Origin of the sequence: Sphingomonas oligophenolica (assembly GCF_006438955.1) — a bacterium.
Classification (GTDB): domain Bacteria; phylum Pseudomonadota; class Alphaproteobacteria; order Sphingomonadales; family Sphingomonadaceae; genus Sphingomonas; species Sphingomonas oligophenolica_A.
This window is the reverse complement of sequence record NZ_RCZK01000007.1, coordinates 68,482-90,636: the sequence shown is the minus strand read 5'-3', so window position 1 is coordinate 90,636 and position 22,155 is coordinate 68,482. Positions and strand designations below refer to the sequence as shown.

Annotated in this window: 22 protein-coding genes; 9 read left to right on the top strand and 13 right to left on the bottom strand. The window is 65.7% G+C overall.

Features of this window, described 5'->3' with window-relative positions:
- Positions 1-124: 124 nt before the first annotated feature.
- From EAH84_RS10445 to paoA, 8 genes are all read right to left on the bottom strand, one after another.
- A complete protein-coding gene (locus EAH84_RS10445) occupies positions 125-1,105 on the bottom strand; it encodes an aldo/keto reductase (protein ID WP_140871677.1) in 981 nt (326 codons plus the stop codon).
- Positions 1,106-1,194: 89 nt separating this feature from the next.
- Entirely contained in the window at positions 1,195-1,683 is a 489-nt protein-coding gene (locus EAH84_RS10440) for a DUF427 domain-containing protein (protein WP_241656553.1), read from the bottom strand.
- A gap of 25 nt (positions 1,684-1,708) precedes the next feature.
- Positions 1,709-1,969 carry a glutaredoxin domain-containing protein gene (locus EAH84_RS10435; RefSeq protein ID WP_140871673.1) on the bottom strand — a complete coding sequence of 87 codons (261 nt, stop codon included), beginning with the start codon at positions 1,967-1,969 and terminating at the stop codon, positions 1,709-1,711.
- Positions 1,970-1,983: 14 nt separating this feature from the next.
- Positions 1,984-3,363, bottom strand: a complete 1,380-nt coding sequence (locus tag EAH84_RS10430) for an ABC1 kinase family protein (RefSeq protein ID WP_140871671.1) — start codon at positions 3,361-3,363, stop codon at positions 1,984-1,986.
- A 2-nt stretch (positions 3,364-3,365) separates the two neighbouring features.
- Positions 3,366-4,202: a tyrosine-protein phosphatase gene (locus EAH84_RS10425; RefSeq protein WP_161978377.1), complete on the bottom strand. Its 837-nt coding sequence runs from the start codon at positions 4,200-4,202 to the stop codon at positions 3,366-3,368.
- Positions 4,139-6,337 carry an aldehyde oxidoreductase molybdenum-binding subunit PaoC gene (gene paoC / locus EAH84_RS10420; RefSeq protein WP_140871667.1) on the bottom strand — a complete coding sequence of 733 codons (2,199 nt, stop codon included), beginning with the start codon at positions 6,335-6,337 and terminating at the stop codon, positions 4,139-4,141. The genes EAH84_RS10425 and paoC overlap by 64 nt, the downstream gene beginning before the upstream one ends.
- Positions 6,338-6,342: 5 nt before the next feature.
- The gene (locus tag EAH84_RS10415) at positions 6,343-7,287 is read right to left on the bottom strand and encodes an FAD binding domain-containing protein (protein ID WP_140871665.1); all 945 of its coding nucleotides are present in this window, start codon (positions 7,285-7,287) and stop codon (positions 6,343-6,345) included.
- The gene (gene paoA / locus EAH84_RS10410; RefSeq protein WP_140871663.1) at positions 7,284-7,949 is read right to left on the bottom strand and encodes an aldehyde dehydrogenase iron-sulfur subunit PaoA; all 666 of its coding nucleotides are present in this window, start codon (positions 7,947-7,949) and stop codon (positions 7,284-7,286) included. Before paoA ends, EAH84_RS10415 begins: the two co-directional genes overlap by 4 nt.
- A 142-nt stretch (positions 7,950-8,091) precedes the next feature.
- Between paoA and EAH84_RS10405 the strand changes: the two genes are divergently transcribed.
- Positions 8,092-9,207, top strand: a complete 1,116-nt coding sequence (locus tag EAH84_RS10405) for a zinc-binding dehydrogenase (RefSeq protein WP_140871661.1) — start codon at positions 8,092-8,094, stop codon at positions 9,205-9,207.
- Positions 9,208-9,428: 221 nt separating this feature from the next.
- Positions 9,429-9,887: a DUF2721 domain-containing protein gene (locus tag EAH84_RS10400; RefSeq protein WP_140871659.1), complete on the top strand. Its 459-nt coding sequence runs from the start codon at positions 9,429-9,431 to the stop codon at positions 9,885-9,887.
- On the opposite strand, the gene EAH84_RS10395 is transcribed toward EAH84_RS10400, so the two are convergent.
- On the bottom strand, positions 9,884-11,476 hold the full coding sequence (locus EAH84_RS10395) for an amidase (RefSeq protein WP_140871657.1): 1,593 nt from the start codon (positions 11,474-11,476) through the stop codon (positions 9,884-9,886). The two genes, EAH84_RS10400 and EAH84_RS10395, sit on opposite strands and share 4 nt — an antisense overlap.
- 199 nt (positions 11,477-11,675) lie before the next feature.
- On the opposite strand from EAH84_RS10395, the gene EAH84_RS10390 reads away from it, so the two are divergent.
- A complete protein-coding gene (locus tag EAH84_RS10390; RefSeq protein WP_140871655.1) occupies positions 11,676-12,848 on the top strand; it encodes an MBL fold metallo-hydrolase in 1,173 nt (390 codons plus the stop codon).
- A gap of 177 nt (positions 12,849-13,025) precedes the next feature.
- Here EAH84_RS10390 and EAH84_RS10385 read toward each other — a convergent pair whose 3' ends face one another.
- A complete protein-coding gene (locus tag EAH84_RS10385; RefSeq protein ID WP_241656560.1) occupies positions 13,026-13,583 on the bottom strand; it encodes a hypothetical protein in 558 nt (185 codons plus the stop codon).
- Between the two features lie 136 nt (positions 13,584-13,719).
- Here EAH84_RS10385 and EAH84_RS10380 point away from each other — a divergent pair, with 136 nt between their 5' ends.
- Positions 13,720-14,073, top strand: a complete 354-nt coding sequence (locus EAH84_RS10380; protein ID WP_140871653.1) for a DNA/RNA non-specific endonuclease — start codon at positions 13,720-13,722, stop codon at positions 14,071-14,073.
- A complete protein-coding gene (locus EAH84_RS10375) occupies positions 14,070-14,525 on the top strand; it encodes a hypothetical protein (protein ID WP_140871651.1) in 456 nt (151 codons plus the stop codon). The genes EAH84_RS10380 and EAH84_RS10375 overlap by 4 nt, the downstream gene beginning before the upstream one ends.
- Positions 14,526-14,576: 51 nt before the next feature.
- Here the strand turns inward: EAH84_RS10375 and EAH84_RS10370 are convergent, their stop codons facing one another.
- On the bottom strand, positions 14,577-15,896 hold the full coding sequence (locus tag EAH84_RS10370; protein ID WP_241656552.1) for a chloride channel protein: 1,320 nt from the start codon (positions 15,894-15,896) through the stop codon (positions 14,577-14,579).
- Between the two features lie 131 nt (positions 15,897-16,027).
- Here EAH84_RS10370 and uvrB point away from each other — a divergent pair, with 131 nt between their 5' ends.
- The 3 genes from uvrB to EAH84_RS10355 all read left to right on the top strand — a co-directional run bounded on the left by uvrB (position 16,028) and on the right by EAH84_RS10355 (position 18,905).
- A complete protein-coding gene (gene uvrB, locus EAH84_RS10365; protein WP_140871649.1) occupies positions 16,028-18,232 on the top strand; it encodes an excinuclease ABC subunit UvrB in 2,205 nt (734 codons plus the stop codon).
- A 197-nt stretch (positions 18,233-18,429) separates the two neighbouring features.
- Positions 18,430-18,675, top strand: coding sequence for a type II toxin-antitoxin system HicA family toxin (locus tag EAH84_RS10360; protein WP_140871647.1), 246 nt, complete (start codon positions 18,430-18,432; stop codon positions 18,673-18,675).
- On the top strand, positions 18,672-18,905 hold the full coding sequence (locus tag EAH84_RS10355; RefSeq protein WP_140871645.1) for a type II toxin-antitoxin system HicB family antitoxin: 234 nt from the start codon (positions 18,672-18,674) through the stop codon (positions 18,903-18,905). Before EAH84_RS10360 ends, EAH84_RS10355 begins: the two co-directional genes overlap by 4 nt.
- 13 nt (positions 18,906-18,918) lie before the next feature.
- Here EAH84_RS10355 and EAH84_RS10350 read toward each other — a convergent pair whose 3' ends face one another.
- Positions 18,919-20,724, bottom strand: coding sequence for a DUF885 domain-containing protein (locus tag EAH84_RS10350; protein ID WP_140871643.1), 1,806 nt, complete (start codon positions 20,722-20,724; stop codon positions 18,919-18,921).
- A gap of 67 nt (positions 20,725-20,791) precedes the next feature.
- Positions 20,792-21,157 (bottom strand): PRC-barrel domain-containing protein, encoded by a 366-nt coding sequence (locus EAH84_RS10345; RefSeq protein ID WP_140871641.1) that lies wholly within the window; start codon positions 21,155-21,157, stop codon positions 20,792-20,794.
- A 109-nt stretch (positions 21,158-21,266) separates the two neighbouring features.
- Here EAH84_RS10345 and EAH84_RS10340 point away from each other — a divergent pair, with 109 nt between their 5' ends.
- Positions 21,267-21,824, top strand: coding sequence for a hypothetical protein (locus EAH84_RS10340; RefSeq protein WP_140871639.1), 558 nt, complete (start codon positions 21,267-21,269; stop codon positions 21,822-21,824).
- Positions 21,825-22,155: the final 331 nt, after the last annotated feature.

Below are 22,155 nucleotides of genomic sequence, written 5' to 3'. Positions count from 1 at the left end.
GCTGGTTCGCCGCCGTGCATCCCTGACACCCTGCCCGCATAGTTTCTCGCGCCAATCCTGGCCAAATCGCTAGCGTGCGGAAGCTAACAGCTCGTGAAAGCGGCAAAAAAATGGCTGATCCAGATCAGCTGAACCCAACCACCGCGTGCGGCACATAAGGCTCTTCAAGCCGCGCCACCTCGGCCTCGGTCAGTCCCAGTTCCAGCGCGGCGATCGCATCGTCGAGGTGCGCTGGCTTCGATGCGCCGACGATCGGCGCCGACACCTCGGGCTTGGCCAGCACCCAGGCAAGTGCCACCTGCGCGCGCGGTACCCCGCGCTCTTTGGCGATCGCGGCGACCGCCTGGACCACCTTGCGATCCGCATCGGCGCTATGCTGGTACAGCGTCTTGCCGAATTTGTCGGTCTGCGATCGTTCGGTCTGGTCGTCCCAGTCGCGCGTCAGCCGCCCCCGCGCCAGCGGGCTCCACGGGATCACGCCGATCCCTTCCGCCTCGCACAGCGGCAGCATCTCGCGCTCTTCCTCGCGGTAGAGCAGGTTGACGTAATCCTGCATCGTCACGAACCGCGTCCAGCCGTTCGCCTCGGCGACATGCAGCATCGTCGCGAATTGCCACGCGTACATCGACGACGCGCCGATATACCGCGCCTTGCCCGCCTTCACGACGTCGTGCAGCGCCTCCAGCGTCTCTTCGATCGGCGTGTCGTAATCGTAGCGATGGATCTGATAGAGATCGACATAGTCGGTGCCGAGCCGGGTCAGGCTGGCATCGATTTCCTGCATGATCGCCTTGCGGCTCAGCCCCGCGCCGTTGGCGCCGACGCGCATCCGCCCGTTTACCTTGGTGGCGATGACCAGTTCTTCGCGCGGCGCGAATTCCTTCAGCGCGCGCCCGACGATCTCTTCCGACGTGCCATCCGAATAGACGTTGGCGGTGTCGAAGAAGTTGATCCCCGCCTCCACCGCCTTGCGGAGGATCGGGCGGCTCGCCGCTTCGTCGAGCGTCCATTCGTGGTTGCCGCGATCCGCGACCCCAAACGTCATGCAGCCCAGGCACAGGCGCGAAACGTCGAGGCCGGTCTGGCCGAGCTTGATGAATTTCATGATGGTCTCCCGGGGGGGTGTTCCCAATAATTACGATCGGCAGCGACCGAGCGTTCCGCGCGAATCGCCCGCGCTGCCGTAGCGCACACTCACCAGAACCGGCTGCCCGGAATGCCCTTGAACGGCCCTGCCAGATCCGGCGTGATCCACCCGCCATAAAAACCACCGGGTTGCGGCGTCACCTGTGCGCCATCGACCAGACAGGCATCGAGCGGGGTCGCATAGAAGGCAAGGTGGTCGGCAAGCGCTGCGAAATCGCGCGTCGGAGCGGGATAGCTCCACGCGACATCGGCCAGCACGTCCCCGCCAACGATCAGATCCCAATACACCGCCTCCCCCTTCCATTCGCACCATGATCGCCGCGCCGACGCGCGCAGTAAGTCCCTCGCGATATCGCGCTGCGGCAGGTAATACGTCGGGGGGTGGCTGGTCTCGAGCGTTCGGATCGCGGCGTGCGTATCGGCGACCACGATATCGCGGTGGACGATCCGCAGATGCCGCGCCGATACTTCGGCGATCGGTGGCCGCGGGTAACGCCAGACACTCTCCTGTCCTGGCAGCACGGGGTCGGGCGTCACCGTTGGCCTCGTCGGCGCGGCGCGATCAGGCCGCGTGTTCGGCGAGATAATGTTCGACCGCATCGCTGCCGCCGATCCGCTCGCCATCGATGAACACCTGCGGCGTTGTCTTCACGTCGTGTTTCTGTTCGAATGCATCGGTCTCTTCGCGGGTACGCAGGATCTGGTCGTCGACGGTATAGCCCGCGTGCTCCAGCATCTGCTTGGCGCGGACCCCGAACGGGCAGGTGTGGTCGGGCAGCACCATGCGATACAGCGTCGCGGTCTTGGTCGTGGCATCGGTCATCGTGGTTCCTTTGGTCATGCCGACACAGCGCGCGTCCCCCCGGGTTGTTCCGCCAGCCGCGCGGTCGCCATCTCGCGCACCGGCACCCGCGCCTTCAGCCGCGCGGCGAGCAGCGCGGTGCCGCTGATCTTGCGCTGGACGAACAGCGTGTCGACCGGCGGCACATGCCAGGTGCTGCGATCCTGCGCGATCCCCATCCCTTCGTTGCGCAGGTCAGCGACGAAGCCGCGATCCCCGAAATCGAACGGTCCATCGCGCGCCATTTCGCGGATCACGACATCGATCATCCGGTCGATCGGCGCCTGGTGCCGCGCCACCGCCGTATCGCCCAGGAACCCTGCATCGAGCGCCGCGCGCCGCGCCGCTGCGCGATCCCCCGCGAGCCCCGCCGCCAGCAACTCGCGATACGCCGCCTGCGTCGCCGCCGCGACCGCGCGCGTCGCGCCGAAATCGAGCAACACCAGCCGCCCGCTCTCGGGCTGCCAGCGATAATTCGCGAAATTGGGGTCGGTCTGCATCACGCCCCAGTCGAACAGTTCGGCGAGGACAAGATCGATCAGCGCGGTCATCATCGCATCGCGGGTCGGCTGATCGGCCTCGACCAGCCGTTCGACCGGCACGCCCTCGACGAAATCCATCGCGAGGACATTGTCGGTGCTGAATTCAGCATCGAGCGCGGGGACGACGAACCGCGGATCGTCCCCGACCAGCGCGGCATAGCGCGTCATCATCACGCCCTCACGGCGATAATCCGCCTCCTCGTGCAACTGGCGCTTCGCCTCGGCGAGCAGCGGCGCGAGGTCGAGCCCCGCGGGCAACAGCCGCGACACGCGTAGCAGCGTGGCGACATTGTCGACATCGGCGTCGATGCTGCGCTCGATCCCCGGAAACTGGACCTTGATCGCGAGGTCACGACCGTCGCGCGTCTGCGCCCGATGAACCTGCCCGATCGACGCCGCCGCGATCGGATGCGCCTGGAACCGTGCGAACCGCCGCCGCCAGTCCTTGCCCCATTCGCGGATCAACAGCTTGTCGAGCTGCGCGGGCGGCATCGCGTGCGCATTGTCGCGCAACCGCGACAGGATCGCGGCAAGCTCGGCGGGCAGCATGTCGCCTGCGTCCATCGAGATCATCTGCCCCATCTTCATCGCCGCACCACGCAGGTTCGACAATTGATCGGCGACGCGCGTCGCGTTCCCCGGTGTCAGGATCAGGTCGGACAGCTGCGGCCGCTCTCCCGCCGCCAGCCGCCGCGCGCCCTCCGCGACCACGCCACCCGCAACGCCCCCCACGAGCCGTCCGAACGCCCCCAATCGCGCCAATCGCCCGCTCGGGACCGCGCGCCCGCGGCGACGATCACGCCCTGGATCATCCCCCCGATCGTTGTCATCCATCGTCAGCGCCCGACCAGCAACGCGGCCCGGATCGCGTCGATCGCGTCACCCGACATGCCAAGCCGATCGACCACATAGCGCTCGACCGATCCGTACCGCGTCTCGACCGCCGCGAACATCGCGTCGAGATAGGATGCCTCCGCGCGTGCGACCGGCGCGACCATCGCGCGCTGGAGCGTATCATTGTGGCGCCGCAGCGATTCATGCGCATGCGCCGCAGCCTGCTCGGTCACCCGGTTGGTCAGCAGGTAATCCGCGACCACGGTCGCGCGTGGCACCCCCAACAGATCGAGGATCAGCGCGGCGGCGACCCCGGTCCGGTCCTTGCCTACCGCGCAATGGAACAGCAGCGGCAGGTCATCCGCCGCGATCCGCCGGACCAGCGCGGCATAGGCGTCGGCCTGTTCCTCGGGCAGCGCCCGATACGTCGCGCGCATCGCGTCGCTGACGGTATCGAGCGTCAGCGCGGGATCGGCGATCGCGCGGTGAAGGTCGGCGGTGCTGGTATCATAATCGCGCGACCACGTGGCCCACGCGCCGCGACTGGGTTTTAGACCCCGCTCACGATTGGTCCGCAGGTCGACCACCAGCCGAATGCCGAGCGCGTCGATCGCGGCGATATCCGCATCGGTCAGCGCGTGCAGCGCGGCCGACCGGAACAGCCTCCCCCTCGCCACACGGCGCCCGTCGCGCGTCGGATAGCCGCCGAGATCGCGCAGATTATACCCGCCCTCCAGCGCGACATCGCGCGCGACCGCGATCGTGTCGGCGGCGGTCAGACCATCTCCCCGATCAGCTTGTCGAGCGTCAGCGGGTAATCGCGGATGCGGACTCCGCACGCGTTGTAGACCGCGTTCGCGACCGCCGCCGCGACGCCACAGATGCCGAGTTCGCCGACCCCCTTGGCCTTCATCGGCGATGATTTGTCGTCGACCTCGGGCATGAAATACACGTCCTGATGCGGGATGTCGGCATGGACCGGGACATGATATTCGGCGAGATCGTGGTTGACGAAATAGCCGAACCGCTGATCGACCACCGCGTCTTCCATCAACGCCGCGCCGGTTCCCATCGTCATCGCGCCGATCACCTGGCTGCGCGCCGACTTGGGGTTCAGGATCCGCCCAGCCGCGAACGCGCCGCCCATCCGGCGCACGCGCACCTCACCGGTCGCGGTATCGACGCCGACTTCGGCGAAATGTCCGCCGAAGGTCGCCTGCGCATATTTCTCGCCCAGGTCGCCGAACTCGATCGAATCCTCCGCCGACAGTCCCTCGATACCCGCGATGTCGGACAGCTTCACGCCACGGTTGCCGCTCGTCACCTTGCCGTCGGCGAAGTCGACCTCGGCGGTGTTGAACCCCGCCTTTTGTGCGATCCGGTCGCGCAGCGCGACGCACGCGGCATAGACCCCCGCGGTCGAACTGTTGCCGCCCCACTGCCCGCCCGATCCCGACGACACCGGGAAGCTCGAATCGCCCAGCAGCACGACGACCTTGTCCATGTCGACACCCATCATCTCGGCGGCGGTCTGCGCGATGATCGTATAGCTGCCGGTGCCGATATCGGTCATGTCGGTCGCGACCGTCACCACGCCCTTCTTGTCGATGCCGACCCGCGCGCCCGACTTCATCGTGATGTTGCCACGGAACGCCGCCGCCATCCCCATGCCGACCAGCCAGCGCCCGTCGCGTGTCGCGCCCGGCTTGGCGTGGCGCTTGTCCCAGCCAAATCGCTCGGCCCCGGTGCGCAGGCACCCGATCAGGTCGCGGTGCGAAAATGGCTTGTCGGGATTCTCCGGATCGACCTGTGTATCGTTGACGATGCGGAATTCGACCGGGTCCATCCCCAGTTTCTCCGCCATCTCGTCCATCGCGATCTCGAGCGCCATCAGCCCCGGCGCTTCGCCCGGCGCGCGCATCGCATTGCCCTCGGGCAGGTTGAGCACCGCGAGCCGCGTCGCGGTCATGCGGTTCTTACCCGCGTAGAGCAGACGCGTCTGGTTCGCCGCGGTCTCGGGTTGTCCGCCGGGGAGGTCGCCCGACCAGCTTTCGTGCCCGATCGCGGTGATATGCCCCGCCTTGTCCGCACCGATCCGGATCCGTTGGATCGTCGCGGGGCGGTGCGTGGTGTTGTTGTACATCATCGGCCGGGTCAGCGTGACCCGTACCGGGCGCCCACACGCGCGCGACGCGACCGCCGCCATGATCGCATCGCTTCTGATCCACAGCTTCGATCCGAACCCGCCGCCGATATAGGGTGACATGACATGGACCGATTCCTGCGGAATACCGAAGGCTTCGGCTAGGTCGCGCTTGGCCCATTGGATCATCTGGTTCGACGTCCATACGGTCAGCTTGCCGTCGTCCCAGTGAGCGATCGTCGCGTGCGGTTCCATCGGCGAATGGCATTGGTCGGGGGTGGTATAGGTCGCATCGAGCGTCACCGGCGCCTTGGCAAACGCCCCCGCGAAATCGCCGACTGCCGTATCGGGGTCTCCCGCATATCCGGGCTGGGGCTTGATCGCCGACGATTTGGCGGCCTTCAGGTCATACGCCCCCTTCTCGCGCGCGTAATCGACCACGATCAGCTTCGCGGCGGCGCGCGCCTGTTCGAAACTGTCGGCGACGACGATCGCGATCGCCTGATCGTAATGCTCGATCTCCGGCCCGCCGAGCAGCTTGGCGGTCACCGCATCGGGTTTTTTGACCGCCCCCGCATTCTGCCAGGTGACGACCTTGACCACCCCCGGCGCGGCGGCGGCGGCGCTAGTGTCGATGCTCTTGATCCGCCCGGTCGCGATCGCGGAGCCCAGGATATAGCCATAGGCCTGATTGGGCACGACATCATGGCGTTCGTATGCATAGGGCGCGGTGCCGGTCGTCTTATACGGTCCGTCGATCCGGTCATGCGGCTTGCCGACGACCTTCATCTGGTCGATCGGGTTTGTCGTGGCGGGGGTATCGAATTTCATGGGAATCAGCCCTTCGCTTCGGCGAGGACGGCGCCGAGGGTCCGTTCGACCAGGGGCACCTTGAAAGCATTTTGCGGCGTCGTCTTGGCGCCTGCGAGCACGGTGCCCGCGATCTCCTTGGCACCCGACAGTCGCTCGGCGGCCTCAACCCGCCACGGCTTGTGCGCCAGGCCGCCGAACGCGAACCGCCCCCGCCCATCGGGCTGAACGACCGCGGCGACCGAGATCAGCGCGAACGCATAAGACGCGCGGTCGCGCACCTTTTGATAGATGTGCGTGCCGCCGATCGGCTTGGGCAGCGTTACCGCGGTGATGAATTCGCCGGGGATCAAATTGGTCTCGATGTTCGGCGTATCACCGGGCAGCCGGTGGAAATCAGCGATCGGGATCGTCCGCGTCGTTCCATCGGGCTTGACCGTCTCGACGCCCGCGTCGAGCACCCGCATCGCCACCGCCATGTCGCTCGGCTGCGTCGCGATACACGCCTCGCTCGTCCCCATGATCGCCAGATTGCGGTTGAACCCGCCGATCGCGGCACAGCCCGATCCGGGCTTGCGCTTGTTGCACGCCTGGTTGGTGTCGTAGAAATACGGACACCGCGTCCGCTGGAGCAAATTGCCCGCGGTCGTCGCCTTGTTGCGCAGCTGTCCCGATGCACCCGCGAGCAGCGCGCGGCTCAGCACGCCATAATCCTTGCGAACCCGCGCATCGGCGGCGAGATCGGTGTTGCGCACCAGCGCGCCGATCCTGACGCCCCCGCCATCGACGCCCTCGATCTTGTCGAGCCCCAGCCGGTTGACGTCGATCAGATGACGCGGCGTCTCGATCTGGAGTTTCATCAGATCGAGCAGGTTGGTGCCGCCAGCGATGAACGTCGATCCAGGGGTCGCGACCGCCTTGGCCGCCGCATCGGCGGGCGAATGGGCGCGCTCGAACGTAAACGCCTTCATGCGTCGACTCCCCCCTGATCGATCCCGGCGACTTCGGACATCGCGTCGATGATGTTGGAATACGCGCCGCAGCGGCAGATATTGCCGCTCATCCGCTCGCGCATCTCGGTCACGGTCATCTGCGGCTTCACGGTCAGGTCGCCGCTGACGTGGCTCGGAATCCCCTCCTTGATCTCCGCGATCGTCGACACCGCCGAACAGATCTGCCCCGGGGTGCAGTAACCGCATTGATAGCCGTCATGCTTGACGAACGCCGCCTGCATCGGATGGAGCTTGTCGGGGGTGCCGAGCCCCTCGATCGTCGTCACCGCGTCGCCGTCGTGCATCGCCGCCAGCGTCAGGCAGCTGTTGATCCGCCGTCCGTTGACGATCACCGTACACGCCCCGCACTGGCCGTGGTCGCAGCCCTTCTTGGTCCCGGTCAGCGACAGATGCTCGCGCAGCGCGTCGAGCAGCGTCACCCGCGGATCGAGCTCGAGCTCGCGGGTCCGTCCGTTGACCTTCAGCGTTACCGGCATCGTCGGCACGCTGCGCGCCGGTTCGGGCTTGCCCGCCGCCAGCACGGGTGCGGGCAGCGCCGCCGCCGCCGCGCCGACCGCGCTCGTCGTCAACACGCCGCGGCGCGTCACTGTGGATGCCGTCTCCGGCGTTCGATCGTTCATATCATGCTCCCGTCGGCGGCGTTTCCCACCGCGCACTCGTCGGTATAACCTCCGTCGAGCCAATCCGTTCACTTTTGCAACCAACTTGTACCCACAGCCATCGCGTGCTTACAAGAGCGCCAAAGCGACGGGAGAGAAAACCATGACCATACCGACCTCGGGCCACCAGCTGCAATCGCGCGTCAGCTCGGCGGGTAAGCTCGAACTCTGGATCGAGGACGTCCCGGTAGCGGCTCCCGGCGACGGCGAAATCGTGGTGCGGATGGAAGCGACCCCGATCAACCCGTCCGACCTCGGCCTGCTGCTCGGCCCCGCCGATCCCGCGAGCTTCCGCGTCGAGGGCGGCAAGACCGTCGCTGACATCCCGCCTGCCCGCCTCGCCTCGATGGCGGCGCGGATGGATCAGGCATTGCCGGTCGGCAACGAGGGCGCGGGCACCGTCGTCGCGGCGGGTGCGGGTGCCGAGGACATGGTCGGCAAGACCGTCTCGCTAGTCGGCGGCGCGATGTACGCCGAGTATCGCACCGTCCGCGCCAAGGACGCGGTCCCCGTCCCCGCCGGCGCGACCGCGGCGGATGGCGCGTCGGTGTTCGTCAACCCGCTCACCGCGCTCGGCATGACCGAAACGATGAAACTGGAGGGCCACACCGCGCTCGTCCACACCGCCGCCGCCTCTAACCTCGGGCAGATGCTCAACAAGATCTGCGTCGCCGACGGAATCGCGTTGGTCAACATCGTCCGCAGCGACGCCCAGGCCGCGATCCTGCGCGCGCTCGGCGCAACGCATATCGTCGATTCGAGCAAGTACGATTTCGAAGCCACGCTGGTCGATGCGCTCGCCGACACCGGCGCGACGCTGGCGTTCGACGCGATCGGCGGCGGCGACCTCGCGGGCCGCATCCTCGTCGCGATGGAGGCCGCCGCGAACCGCAAGGCCGACGGCTACAGCCGCTACGGTTCGACCACCCACAAACAGGTCTATATCTACGGCCGCCTGGACATGCGCCCGACGACGATCGGCGCGGGGGTCGGCATGGCGTGGGGCGTCGGCGGCTGGCTGCTGACCCCGTTCCTCGGGCGGATCGGCGGCGAGGGCATGATGCGCCTTCGCCAGCGCGTGTCCGACGAACTGAAAACCACCTTCGCGAGCCACTATACTGCGACGATCAGCCTGGCCGACGCGCTGAAACCCGACGTCATCGCCGCCTACGCCAAGCGCGCCACCGGCGAGAAATACCTGATCGACCCGTCGCGATAATAGGGTTCGCGCAGAGCCCCCTCCACGCGCTGATAAAAATCCTTCCCCGCTAGGGAGAGGTGGCCCGCAAAGCGGGTCGGAGGGGGAGGGAAGCGACCAATCATCGTTCCGTGTCCGTCCCCTCCGGCAGCCGAATGGCTGCCACCTCCCCCTGGCGGGGGAGGACTCGTTATTACACGTTGCGATTGCATCGCCGCTACCGCCCCGCCTAGGCGCTACCGATGCCCTATTCGCTCGCCGTCACCACGATCGCCGAAACGATCCAGCTGTCGCTCAGCCCCGTGTTCATGCTCGCCGGGATCGGCGCGCTGCTCAACGTGCTGGCGGGGCGACTGTCGCGCGTGATCGACCGCGCCCGCGCGCTGGAGGCGTTGCACCCCCGCACCCAGGGGCCCGAACACGATCGCCACGTCTGGGAATTGCGGCTGCTCGACCGGCGGATGTCGATCATCAACGCCGCGCTGTTCCTCGCGGTATCGAGCGCGGTGATGACGTGCCTCGTCGTTGCGCTGCTGTTCGTCGCCGAACTCGCCAAGCTCCATTTCGGCACCTTCGTGGCGCTCGCGTTCATCCTGGCGATGATGCTGCTGATCGCGGCGCTGGTCTCGTTCATGATCGAGGTGCGCGTCTCGCTCAACGCGATCCACATCCGCCCCGAACTGCTCGAACGCGGGCGCTAGCGCGCGCCCTCCAGCCCCGCCCCCTCCAGCCCAGCACCGACATCCGCGCTCGGCAGATATCGCGGCGCGACCCGCGCATGGCTGCGCTGTTCATAGGCATAACCCGCGCCCAGCACCGTCGCCTCGCCATTCTTGCCGGTGATGAACGACAGCCCGACCGGCAGCCCACCGACCAGCCCCATCGGCACCGTCAAATTCGGATAGCCTGCGATCGCGGGCAGTTCGCTCGAACTCGGCCCGTCATATTGGTCGCCATAGACCGGATCGCTCAGCCACGCCGCGCCATAGCTCGGCTCGACCAGGATCGCCGCGTTCGCGGTCTTGAGCATCGCGTCGATCCCCTCCACCCCCGCCAGCCGCAACGACTTGGCGCGCGCCGCCCTGTACGCGGGATCGTCGAGCCCCTTGGTCGTCGCCGCGTCGTCGAAAATCTCCTGCGCGAAGAACGGCATCTCGGTCGCGGCATGCGCGGTGTCGAACGCGATCACGTCGTCCAGCGTCCGCGTCGTCACGCTCGCGGGCGTCGTCGCGAGATAGGCGTTCAGATCCGCCTTCAGCTCGGTCTTGAGCACCATGAACTCGGCGTCGCCCAGCCCGTCGAGCTTCGGCGGCGTGACTTCGACCAGCACCGCGCGCGCGTCCTTCAGCACGCCCAGCGCGGCCTCGAACCGCGCCACCAGCGCCTTGCTCATCGCCTTGGGCCGGATCACCCCGACCCGCATCCCCGACAGCGCGCTCGTCGACAGCCCAGCAGCATAATCCTTCGTCACCGCCCCCATCGTCACCGCGTCGGCGGGATCGGGCGCGACCATCGCCGACAACAGCGTCGCGACATCGCGGACGCTCCGCCCCATCGGCCCCGGCGTATCCTGGCTGTGGCTGATCGGCACGACATGCGTCCGGCTGACCATCCCGATCGACGGCTTCAGCCCGACCAGCCCGTTGAGCGACGACGGACACACCACCGATCCATCGGTTTCGGTCCCGAGCGCCGCCGCCGCGAAGCTCGCCGCGACCGCCGCACCCGATCCGCTCGACGATCCGCACGCGGTGCGATCGAGCGCATAGGGATTCTTCACCAATCCGCCGACCCCGCTCCACCCGCTCATCGAATGCGTCGATCGGATGTTGGCCCATTCGCTAAGGTTGGTCTTGCCCAGGATCACCGCGCCCTGCGCCCGCAACGCCGCGATTACCGGGGCATCGCGGCGCGTAAAATTGTCCTTGAGCGCCAGGCTGCCCGCGGTGGTCGGCATCGCGTCGGCGGTCTCGATATTGTCCTTGATCAGGATCGGCACGCCATGAAGCGGCCCGCGCACCCGCCCCGCCTTGCGCTCGGCATCGAGCGCCTTGGCCTGCGCCAGCGCATCGGGGTTGATCGCGATCACTGCGCGCAATGCCGGTCCCTTGCGGTCCATCGCCGCGATCCGCGCCAGATACGCCTTCACGATGTCGACGCTCGACGTCTTGCCCGCGGTCATCATCGCCTGCAGATCGGTGAGCGACACCTCCTCGACCTTGACGTCCTTCGCAGCAGCGAGGCTCGGGAATGAAACAGCCAACAGCAAGGCAATGGCGAAACGGCGCATCGCGAACCCCCGAAAAAATACGTCACCCCGGACTTGTTCCGGGGTCCATGGCGCGCCAAGAAAAGCGCTGGACTACTTGTGCGGCCCAATGGACCCCGGAACAAGTCCGGGGTGACGAAAAAACGGATCATCCTCATCGGCACCACCTGAACCGATCCCTCCGCGCCGCGTTAGCCACCAACCCAACCCAAGGATCACCGTGACCACAGCCTTCAAGATCGTCGGTGGCGCGTTGCTGCTGCTGATCATCCTCTTCGGCCTGGCGGTGACGATCGTCCCGCGCTTCCTCGACCGGATCTATTACCGTGGCCCGGTTAGCGATCATTTCGATGGCGCGCATTTCTTCAACCCCGGCGGCGACCAGAACACCTTCCGGATGCCCGGCGGCGGCAGCCGCGCGGGTTTCATCTGGCGCTACCTGACGGGCAATGACGGTCGCCCGACCTGGCCCGAGCGCGTCCCCGTCACCCCGTCCAAACCTGCCCCGCGCGTCGAGGGCGACCGGATGGTCGCGACCTGGGTGGGCCACGCCACCGTCCTGATCCAGACCCACGGGCTCAACATCCTCACCGATCCGGTGTGGAGCGAGAAGGCGGGGCCGTTCGACCTGATCGGCCCGCGCCGCGTCACCGCACCCGGCATCCGCTTCGACGACCTGCCCCCAATCGATCTCGTCCTCGTCAGCCACAATCACTACGACCATCTCGACAAGACGACGCTGGCGAAACTGTGGAAACGCGACCGCCCGCGGATCGTCACCAGCCTCGGCAACGACAGCGTCATCGCGCAGGTCGGCGCACGGGCGACCGCGCTCGACTGGGGCCAACGCCTCGCGATCCGCCCCGGCATCGACGTCGTCGTCACCCGCAACCATCATTGGGGCAGCCGCTGGGGCACCGATCGCAACCGCGCGCTCTGGTCCAGCTTTGTCGTGACGTTCCCCACCGGCGGCAATCTGTTCTTCGCGGGCGACACCGGGCTCGGCGACGGCCAATGGCCCGCCGAAGCCGCCGCGCTCGGCCCGATCCGCCTCGCGCTGATCCCGATCGGCGCGTTCCGCTTCGCGCCCGGCCAGATGGATTCGGGCAGCCACATCGGCCCGATGAACGCGGTGCGCGTCTTCGCGCGACTGGATGCGGCGAAAGCGATCCCGATCCACTGGGGCACCTTCCGCCTCAGCTACGAGGCCTATGACACCCCGCCGAAAATGCTCGACACGCTGATGCGCTGCACCGGCGGCGACCCCGCCAGCTTCACCGCCGCGACGATCGGCCAGCCACTCGACATCGCCCCCTACACCGCGCCGAAGCGCCCCGACGAAGCCAAGATCGCGGCTTGCATGACGACGCCGGAGGTTACGACATTGGGTTAATCGGCTGGCGTGAACTGGTCGAAACGTCGGTGCCTTTGCCGCAGTGGACCGGGGCGTCAGACGATCGAGGCGCGTTGACAGTCTTGGACCCTTCAGTGATCGGGCTACCCTGCCACCCCGAGCAAAAATCGCATCGATGCCGCCAATCGCAACCGGTGAGTTACCCGTGACTACTGACTACTGAGTCGGCTTCCGGCAGACCGGTCCATAGGCAACTTTGTACGGCTTACCGAAGCAAGCAGTCAAACCATCGACAACATTCAGATTTGGTGGCCACTTGCGTTCCGCGGGGTATCCGCTCGGCCTGGCTACGCTCGCGAGCCGAATCCGGGCATTTTCCAACGCATTCCTGTCATTCGTGAGGAAGGCGATAGTTGCGTCAGCGTAGTCGTTCCAACCGAAGATATCGTGATCCTTCGGTTTTTTGGATTTTCTTATCAAGGGAATAGCTGATGCGTAATCCCCGATCGATGCGCGGAGCTGAGCCTCATGCCAGAACAGTAGCGGGATCAAGTTTTCATAATTCAAGCGGTACGCACGAACCATGTTCGCGGCAGCCTCCTCGCAGCCCGCTTTTTGCGACAGCGCGCGCCACCCGCCAGTCAGGTCTTGGTCAAAAGCGTCGAAACCCAGATCGAGCAATTTACGATCATAGTCGCAATGCTCTGTAATAGACGGTGTCTGGCTTGGGGACGAGGTAGGAGCTTGCACAGAAGAGAGCAGAAAAATCACCATTGGGGTCACCGCTTCTCTCCGTATCAAGTTCAGCCATTTGAACCGGCTGCGATCAAGCCGATCACTCTACCTGATAGTGGAAACGCTCCCGTCGTGTCCATCAGTTACACCTGACAGCAGGTAGGCAGTATCGGCCATGACCGAAGCATGTACTCTGGGTATCGCAACTGCGTCGGTCGTTATATCAAACATTGCAATGAGGCTGACAATTCAGCCAGCCGTTCACCCAAATCGATCTTTGATCCGCCCGTTCAACGGGCCGACCGCGGCGTTCAACCATTTTGCGCAGGATGCACATTTCAACATGGGAGGGTATCGTCAGCTAGAAGGTCGGATCGCAAAATTGGTGCGGCAAGGCCGGAAGGTCGATATCATCTTCACACCGCACTATCCGAACTACTCGCTGCGCCCCGATACGATTACCGTTGAATATCGCAGTACGGGACACTCCGAAAAGAAGAACTTCGCTAATCGAAAGGGTGGCAAATGACCGATACTGAGCCATTTGAAAAGATTTTGTCCGATATTGCGGGAATGACGGCAGTGGATATCGAGGCCGGACCCGATGGGGCGTTTCTCTATGCCGAGGCCGAGAGTATGGTGGTCACGGCGGCGATCTTCAAGGAATTGCCGGACAAGGTCATCTACAACGGCGGCAGCGTCGAGCTTGCTTTGCGGATCCTGGACGCATGGGATGCCGCGCCTGACGACAGAAAATGGAACGCGTTGTTCATGACCATCGAAGGTGACCGGTTCGACGCACGCTTCCAATATGACGAGGGTTGGAACCCCGACGAATATAGCTCCGATCGGCGTGATCGCGTTCTGACCGCGAAATATGGCGACAAGCCGGTCGATTGGTCCGAATCGTCCGCGCACCCGCGCGATGACGGCACCTCGTTCGGCTGGTCCGGAACGGTCGGGCCCGACATCGCGAACTGACCGGAATGATCAGGGAACGACAGTCACGTCGCATTGCCGCGGTCTTCCGCTCTATCGCACCCCCGCGAACGTCTTCGACAGTCCGTGGTACAGTTTCTCGCGGCACACCCCCTGGCTCGCCCAATCCGCGATGAACGCGGTCGCGAACATCGGCAGCAGCAGCCCGCGGCTCGCGGTCGTTTCCGACAGGATGATCACCGCGGTCAGCGGCGCGCGCACGACGCCCGCGAAATACGCCACCATCCCCAGGATCACGACCGCGCCCGCGGGCTCGCCCGGGAACACCGCGTGCAGCATGTTGCCGACCCCTGCGCCCACCGCGAGGCTCGGCGCGAAGATCCCGCCGGGCAGCCCCGCGACCGCGGTCGCGACCGTGCTCGCGAACTTGGCGGGGCCGAACCACAGCGGCGCATCGGTGCCAATGATCATCGCGCGCGCCGCGCCATAACCCGTGCCCCAGGTCAGCCCGCTCGCTACCCCCAAGGCGGCGACGACGACGCCGCAGATCCCCGCGAACAGCACCGCATTCGCCTTCGACCAATCGGTCAGCCAATGCCGCCCGCTCGCCAGCGCCAGCACGATCCGCGAAAAGAACCCGCCGAACGCGCCGCCCGCGATCCCCGCGACCGGCACGACGAACAGCGCGGTCGCGATCGGCATGTGTGCCCCGATCGCGCCGAAATAGACGTAATCGCCCGACAGCGACTGCGCGACCATCCCCGCGATGACGATCGACGACAGCACCAGCAGCGTCACGCGTTGCTCATACGCCGCCGACAATTCCTCGATCGCGAACAGCACCCCCGCCAGCGGGGTGTTGAACGCCGCCGCGACCCCCGCCGCACCGCCCGCGATGACCACCGAACTGCGCAGCGGCACCCGCATGATCCGGTGCGCGATCCCCATCACCGATGCCGCGAGCTGCACCGTCGGCCCCTCACGCCCGACGCTGGCACCGCACATGATCGCGCCCAGCGTCAGCGCCGATTTCGCGGTCACCGTCTTTACCGAAATCAGGTCGCTCGTCGCCGCATCGGGGTCGTCGCGCGCCGCGATCACCTGCGGAATCCCCGATCCGCGCGCCAGCGGCGCATACCGCCGCGTCAGCCACACCAGCACCATGAACCCCAGCGGCGTCGTCAGCAGCGGCAGCCAGTGCCAGGTGTCGGCATAGCCGTTGAAGATGCCGCCCACCCAGTCCGCAATCTCGGCGAACAGCACCGCGACGATCCCCACCGCGATCGCCCCGGTCAGGATCGCGATCCGCCGCCGAAACCGGATCGACGTCGGCCCCTGCGCTCGCAGCAACGCGCGGAACCGCGCGGGCGTCCAGCGCTTGATCGCTCGGGGCATCGACACGGGGGTGAGCATAGCGAACCCCTAGCAACTACCGCAGCGCAGCGTAACCCGAACACAACGTGATTTCTGGCGTCGACGTTTGCGGCCGCGGAGCGAACGGCGGCGATTGTGTCCCGCGCGCCGCGCCCCCATATCCTGTCGCGATGGCCATCCAGATCCGCACCAGCCTCGCCGAGCCCGAGACCGGCCCGGCGTTCGTCCCCCACCGCCCCGCACGCCCTGCCAAGGTCGAGGGCGGCCGCGCGTTCAAGCTCGTCAGCGAGTACGAACCGTCGGGCGACCAGCCGACCGCGATTCGGGAACTCGTCGACAGCGCGGTGGCGGGCGAGAAGGACCAGGTGCTGCTCGGCGTCACCGGATCGGGCAAGACCTTCACGATGGCCAAGGTCATCGAGGCGGTCCAGCGGCCTGCGCTGATTCTCGCCCCCAACAAGATCCTCGCCGCGCAATTATACGGTGAATTCAAGAGCTTCTTCCCCGATAATGCGGTCGAATATTTCGTCAGCTATTACGATTACTACCAGCCCGAAGCTTATGTCGCGCGGTCCGATACCTATATCGAGAAGGAATCCTCGACCAACGAATCGATCGACCGGATGCGGCATTCGGCGACCCGCTCGCTGCTCGAACGCGACGATTGCATCATCGTCGCCTCGGTCTCCTGCCTCTACGGCATCGGCTCGGTCGAGACCTACAGCGCGATGATCTTCGATCTGAAAAAGGGCACGAGCGTCGACCAGCGCGAGATCGTCCGCAAGCTCGTCGCGCTGCAATACAAGCGCAACGACGCCGCGTTCCAGCGCGGCAATTTTCGCGTCAAGGGCGACACGCTCGAACTTTTCCCGTCGCATTACGAAGACAGCGCGTGGCGGATCAGCTTCTTCGGCGACGATATCGAGGACATCACCGAATTCGATCCGCTGACCGGCAAGAAGATTGCGTCGCTCAACTCGATCCGGATCTACGCCAACAGCCATTATGTCACCCCCGGTCCGACGCTCAAACAGGCGGGCGCGGCGATCAAGCACGAGCTTGCCGAACGGCTCAAGGAACTGGTCACCGAGGGTAAGCTGCTCGAGGCGCAGCGGCTCGAACAACGGACCAACTTCGACCTTGAAATGATTGCAGCGACAGGATCTTGTGCGGGGATCGAGAATTACAGCCGCTTCCTCACCGGCCGCCTGCCCGGCGAGCCGCCCCCCACCTTATTCGAATATCTCCCCGAAAATGCGCTGCTCTTCGTCGACGAAAGCCACCAGACCGTGCCGCAGATCGGCGCGATGGCGCGTGGCGATCACCGCCGGAAAATCACGCTCGCCGAATATGGCTTCCGCCTGCCGAGCTGCATCGACAACCGCCCGCTGCGCTTCAACGAATGGGATGCGATGCGCCCGCAGACCGTCTCGGTCAGCGCGACGCCGGGCGGCTGGGAAATGGAACAGACCGGCGGCGTCTTCGCCGAACAGGTCATCCGCCCGACCGGACTGATCGACCCCCCGGTCGAGATCAAGCCCGTCGAGGAACAGGTCCAGGACCTGATCGTCGAATGCCGCAAGACCACCGCCTTGGGCTATCGCACGCTGGTGACGACGCTCACCAAGCGCATGTCCGAAGATCTCACCGAATATATGCACGAGGCGGGGATCAAGGTCCGCTACATGCACAGCGACGTCGAAACGCTCGAGAGAATCGAATTGATCCGTGATCTTAGGCTCGGAGTCTATGACGTCCTGATAGGGATCAACCTGCTCCGCGAAGGCCTCGACATCCCCGAATGCGGGCTCGTCGCGATTCTCGATGCCGACAAGGAAGGCTTCCTGCGCAGCGAAACCTCGCTGATCCAGACCATCGGTCGCGCGGCGCGCAACGTCGACGGCCGCGTCATCCTCTACGCCGACCGGATCACCGGCAGCATGGAGCGCGCGATGAACGAAACCTCGCGCCGCCGCGAAAAGCAGGAGGAATATAACACCCTCCACGGCATCACCCCCACCACGATCAAACGCAACATCGGCGATATCATCGCGCATGTGTCGTCACGCGATCAGGTCACCGTCCCGATCGACGACGCCAATGGGTTCGGGCGCCCCCACATGGTCGGCCACAATCTGCGCGCCTATATCGAGGACCTCGAAAAGCAGATGCGCAAGGCCGCCAGCGACCTCGAATTCGAAACCGCCGGCCGCCTCCGCGACGAAATCCGCGCGCTGGAGAACGAGGAACTCGGCCTCCCCGCCGGCGAGCACAAAGCGCCGATCATGGGCCGCAGCAACGAAGGCAAGCCGGGGACGCGCAAGACGCGGTACGGCAAGAGCCAGAAGCTGCGGATGGGGAAACGGGGGGGGTAAAGCGGTGGATAACTCTGCGAACATATTGCGCGAGGCCGTAATCTGTTCAAATTGTGCTAAGCTCAAGCCAACTAATGTTGCAGAGAGGTCAGCGCCTTGGTTGGAACGTCCCGCAATACCAAAGCCGCACGCGTTTGGCGCGACCAACGCAGCCGTAAATCGCGAGTAACGTTCCGGGCGATACAAGGAACGCTCGCATGACTCGCATCGCCAAACTGTACGCCGCCGTCCTTGCCAACCCTAAAACGGCCATCACCTTCGCCGAATTCGAACGGTTGCTGCGCGCCACCGGCTTTGTGCTCGTTCGGATCAAGGGAAGCCATCGACACTATGACGTACCGCAGGTTTTTACGGTATTGCCGGATGGCAAGGCGGTGAAGGTCTATCTGGTACGGCGATTCCTTGAAATCGTCGACGAACATGGCCTACATGTCGAGATATGACCGCGCCACGCTATCACATCAACCTGTTCTGGTCGCAGGATGACGACTGCTGGATCGCGGACGTACCCGACCTGCGCTATTGTTCGACCCACGGGGACACGCCGGACCAGGCGTTGGCGAACGTCCACGATGCTGTTCTGGGCTGGTTGGAAGCCGCTCGTTCGGCGGGCAAGCCGATTCCCGAACCGCATTACCGACCTGCGATATACGCCGCGCGTTTCGCCGCCTGACGATTGTGGCCGCCTAGACGCTCGCCACCCACGCATCGCCGATCTGCTGCAACACATCCAGCGGCACCCGGCCATAGCGCAGCACCGCGTTGTGATACGCCTTCAGGTCGAACGCTGACCCCTGCTTCGCCTTCGCCTTGTCGCGAATCCCCACGAACACCGAATGGCCGAGCTTGTAGCTCGCCGCCTGCCCTGGGTTGACGCAATAGCGGTCGACCTCGCGCGCCGCGAAGCCCGGCGTCTCGCCCTCCTGCTCGACGAAGCGCTGGATCGCCTGTTCGCGGCTCCAGCGGAAATGGTGCATCCCGGTATCGACGACGCACCGGTTCGCGCGGAACAGCATGAACTTGAGATACCCCAGCCGCCCGAGCGGGTCCTCGTCGTACATCCCGATCTCGTCGGCGAGCTGTTCGGCATAGAGCGCCCAGCCCTCGCCATAGCCCGAAAACCCCGAAATCTTGCGGATCAACGGCAAGTCCTTGTTCGACAGCGCCAGCCCGCCCTCGAGCTGATGCCCGGGCAATCCCTCGTGATACACCGTCGTCGCGAGGCAGAATTTGGGCCAGTCACCCGAATCCTTAAGGTTGAAATAGACCAGCCCCGGGCGCGATCCGTCGATCGCAGGCGATTGACTGAACGCCGCCGCCGCCCCCGCTTCGGTCTGCGCAGGCACCCGCCGCACCTCGAAACTATACGGTGGCAACCGGTCGAACACCGTTGGCAGCTTCGCCCGGATCGCGGCGAGCCGCGCATTGCAATACGCGATCGCCTGCGCCTTGCCCGCATCGGTATCGGGATAGAGCTGGTTGGCGTTCTTGTAGAGCGCCGCCATCCGCTCGCCGACCGATCCTCGCGTAAACCCCTGTTTCTTGAGCTCACCGTCGAGCCGTGCGGACAGCAACTCGGCCTGATCGAGGCCGAACTTGTGGACCTCTTCGGGCGACAGGCTGCTCGTCGTCGTCGCCTTCAGCGCAACCGGATAGAATTCGGCGCCCCGCGGCAGCTTCCACACCCCCGCGTCATGCGTCGCGGTCTGGCGCAGCGTCTTGGCATAGGTGAGCTGGCGCTCGAGCGCGGGCAGCACGTTCGCGGCATAGATCGCCGCGGCCTGGCGCCCGTAATCGTCGCCCAGCCCCTTGTCGGCGGCGCGCCGCGCGATCGATCGGACGACCAGCGCATCGGCGGCGGGCACCGCGGTCTTGCCCATCTGCTCGATCGCTAAGTCGAGGATGAAATCGGGCGGCACCACGCCGACCCCCGCATCGTGGCGCATCCGCTGGGTCTGGTCGTCGATCTGAGTCCCGAACGCCTGCAGACGCTGAAGATACGCGTCGGCGTCGCCCTTGGTCGCGATCTGATGCTTGGTGTCGAGGAAATCGGGGACCGACTGATACGCCCCCGACAGTTGCGACACGACATAGGGGCTCGGGCCATAGCTCGATCCGCCGAAATCGAACGCCTGCACCGCCACCGCGGAACGCCGGGTGTAGAGCACGCAATCGAGATCGATCTGCTGCTCGCGCGCCAACGCGCTGCGGTCGACCGCTTCGAGCCGCTTGAGCTGTGCGCGGGTCAGCGCCTGTTCGGACGCGATTCCCGCGGCGGATTGATCCGACAGTTTCGCGCGCAAATCCGCGTTCGGTCCCTTGTCGAGCCCCAGCTGGGTCGCGCCTTCGGGACTGCGGCGCAGCTGTTCCTGAACGAGTTGGTCGAACAATTGCGACAGCGGCGGCGCGGCGGTCGCGCCACGAAGCGGGGTAGCGGCGAGCGCGGCGGTGGCGGCGGTCCCGGCGAGAAAGCGGCGGCGGTTGGTGTGCATGACGGTGGGTGTCCGCCGGATGCGGATCGCCTGTCAAGCCGGACTGGGCTGAACCAAGCTTCCGCGACTAATCGACGTCCTCGCTCGCCACCTCGTAATAGCGCGCGACCCGGTCGGCGTAAGCCTGGTCGAACGCGGGCGCGTTGTTGGCCCAGCTCGGCCCGCCCTCCAGCATCCGGCGGTCGATCGTCACGACGTACAGGTCGCGCACCGCATCGAACTGGATCAGCCCGAACGGCAGCGGATAGAAGCTCTTGCCCATCCCCAGGAACCCGCCGAGGCTCAGCACCGCGTGCGTCACCCGCCCGGTCCCCTTGTGGACCATGAACGCATAGACCGTCCCCACGGTATCGCCATCGCGGCTCTCGACCTTGATCGTCGCGGCGGTGTTGGCCTGGCTCAGCAACTGGGTCGGCGTCTTGGTCTCGGTCATGGAAGCTCCTCGTGTGTCGCATCAACCGGCGGTCCCACCCACCGGTTCCCATGCCCGCTCCGGCGCTAGCCGGTTGAGCGCGGCGACGCCATCGGCCATAGCATCGCGGATGCGTCTCCCGGTCCCCCCCCTCGCTAGCCCCGCCCGCCTCGCCGCGCTCACCGCGCTCGCGCTGGTGGTCGGCTGCGTCCCCCAACCGCCCGCGCCGCCGCCTCCCGCGCGCCAGCCGACCGCGGCACCCTCACCCCCCGCGCCAATGCCGAGCCCCGCGCTCGCGGCGGACTGGCGCGATTGGCCGATGACGCCGGGAACCTGGGTCTATCGCCGCGACCCGCGCGGCAGCATCGCCTTGTTCGGCCCCGCCAACGCCGACGCGCTCGTCACGCTGCGCTGCGATACCGCCGCCAAGCGGATCTACCTGTCGAAGGCAGGCACGCTCGCGACGCCGATGACGGTGCGCACCACCAGCATCGCGCGCACGCTCCAGGTCCAGCCGACCGGCGGCACCCCGCCCTATGTCGCGACCGCGCTCACCCCGCGCGATGCGCTGCTCGATGCGATCGGATTCAGCCGCGGCCGCTTCACGCTCGAACAATCGGGCGCGACCCCGCTCGTCCTCCCGCCCTGGGCAGAGGTCGAGCGTGTGACCGAGGATTGTCGGGGATAAGCGCGAACCCAACACCACAATCGTCGACCGACTAAAGGTGCCGGCCGCATCCGGCGCGCGACGGAAGATGATCGGCCAAAAATTTGCGCAATTCAAGACTTGTATCGTCGCCCGATCTGACTCACATTCGCAATCGTGGTCGATGCCGATCACGACGTTTCAACTAGCGAAAGGAGGTGATCCGATGTCTCATGGTTCAGCAGTGAGTTCGGTTCGGTTCGTTCGGGGGACGCGCCGCTGATCCGCCGGTCGCTTGCGGGGAGTATCCTCTCCCAGTCAACGTAGGCGATCACAGGAAATGCGGTTCGCATGGTCCTCCGGGCTGGAGCTC

What these genes read in the sequence shown, in the direction of transcription:
- EAH84_RS10445 (WP_140871677.1), bottom strand. Translation starts at nt 1,105, where the DNA reads ATGAAATTCATCAAGCTCGGCCAGACCGGCCTCGACGTTTCGCGCCTG.
- EAH84_RS10435 (WP_140871673.1), bottom strand. Translation starts at nt 1,969, where the DNA reads ATGACCGATGCCACGACCAAGACCGCGACGCTGTATCGCATGGTGCTG.
- EAH84_RS10430 (WP_140871671.1), bottom strand. Translation starts at nt 3,363, where the DNA reads ATGGATGACAACGATCGGGGGGATGATCCAGGGCGTGATCGTCGCCGC.
- paoC (WP_140871667.1), bottom strand. Translation starts at nt 6,337, where the DNA reads ATGAAATTCGATACCCCCGCCACGACAAACCCGATCGACCAGATGAAG.
- EAH84_RS10415 (WP_140871665.1), bottom strand. Translation starts at nt 7,287, where the DNA reads ATGAAGGCGTTTACGTTCGAGCGCGCCCATTCGCCCGCCGATGCGGCG.
- paoA (WP_140871663.1), bottom strand. Translation starts at nt 7,949, where the DNA reads ATGAACGATCGAACGCCGGAGACGGCATCCACAGTGACGCGCCGCGGC.
- EAH84_RS10405 (WP_140871661.1), top strand. Translation starts at nt 8,092, where the DNA reads ATGACCATACCGACCTCGGGCCACCAGCTGCAATCGCGCGTCAGCTCG.
- EAH84_RS10400 (WP_140871659.1), top strand. Translation starts at nt 9,429, where the DNA reads ATGCCCTATTCGCTCGCCGTCACCACGATCGCCGAAACGATCCAGCTG.
- EAH84_RS10395 (WP_140871657.1), bottom strand. Translation starts at nt 11,476, where the DNA reads ATGCGCCGTTTCGCCATTGCCTTGCTGTTGGCTGTTTCATTCCCGAGC.
- EAH84_RS10385 (WP_241656560.1), bottom strand. Translation starts at nt 13,583, where the DNA reads ATGGTGATTTTTCTGCTCTCTTCTGTGCAAGCTCCTACCTCGTCCCCA.
- EAH84_RS10380 (WP_140871653.1), top strand. Translation starts at nt 13,720, where the DNA reads ATGACCGAAGCATGTACTCTGGGTATCGCAACTGCGTCGGTCGTTATA.
- EAH84_RS10375 (WP_140871651.1), top strand. Translation starts at nt 14,070, where the DNA reads ATGACCGATACTGAGCCATTTGAAAAGATTTTGTCCGATATTGCGGGA.
- EAH84_RS10370 (WP_241656552.1), bottom strand. Translation starts at nt 15,896, where the DNA reads ATGCTCACCCCCGTGTCGATGCCCCGAGCGATCAAGCGCTGGACGCCC.
- uvrB (WP_140871649.1), top strand. Translation starts at nt 16,028, where the DNA reads ATGGCCATCCAGATCCGCACCAGCCTCGCCGAGCCCGAGACCGGCCCG.
- EAH84_RS10360 (WP_140871647.1), top strand. Translation starts at nt 18,430, where the DNA reads ATGACTCGCATCGCCAAACTGTACGCCGCCGTCCTTGCCAACCCTAAA.
- EAH84_RS10355 (WP_140871645.1), top strand. Translation starts at nt 18,672, where the DNA reads ATGACCGCGCCACGCTATCACATCAACCTGTTCTGGTCGCAGGATGAC.
- EAH84_RS10350 (WP_140871643.1), bottom strand. Translation starts at nt 20,724, where the DNA reads ATGCACACCAACCGCCGCCGCTTTCTCGCCGGGACCGCCGCCACCGCC.
- EAH84_RS10345 (WP_140871641.1), bottom strand. Translation starts at nt 21,157, where the DNA reads ATGACCGAGACCAAGACGCCGACCCAGTTGCTGAGCCAGGCCAACACC.
- EAH84_RS10340 (WP_140871639.1), top strand. Translation starts at nt 21,267, where the DNA reads ATGCGTCTCCCGGTCCCCCCCCTCGCTAGCCCCGCCCGCCTCGCCGCG.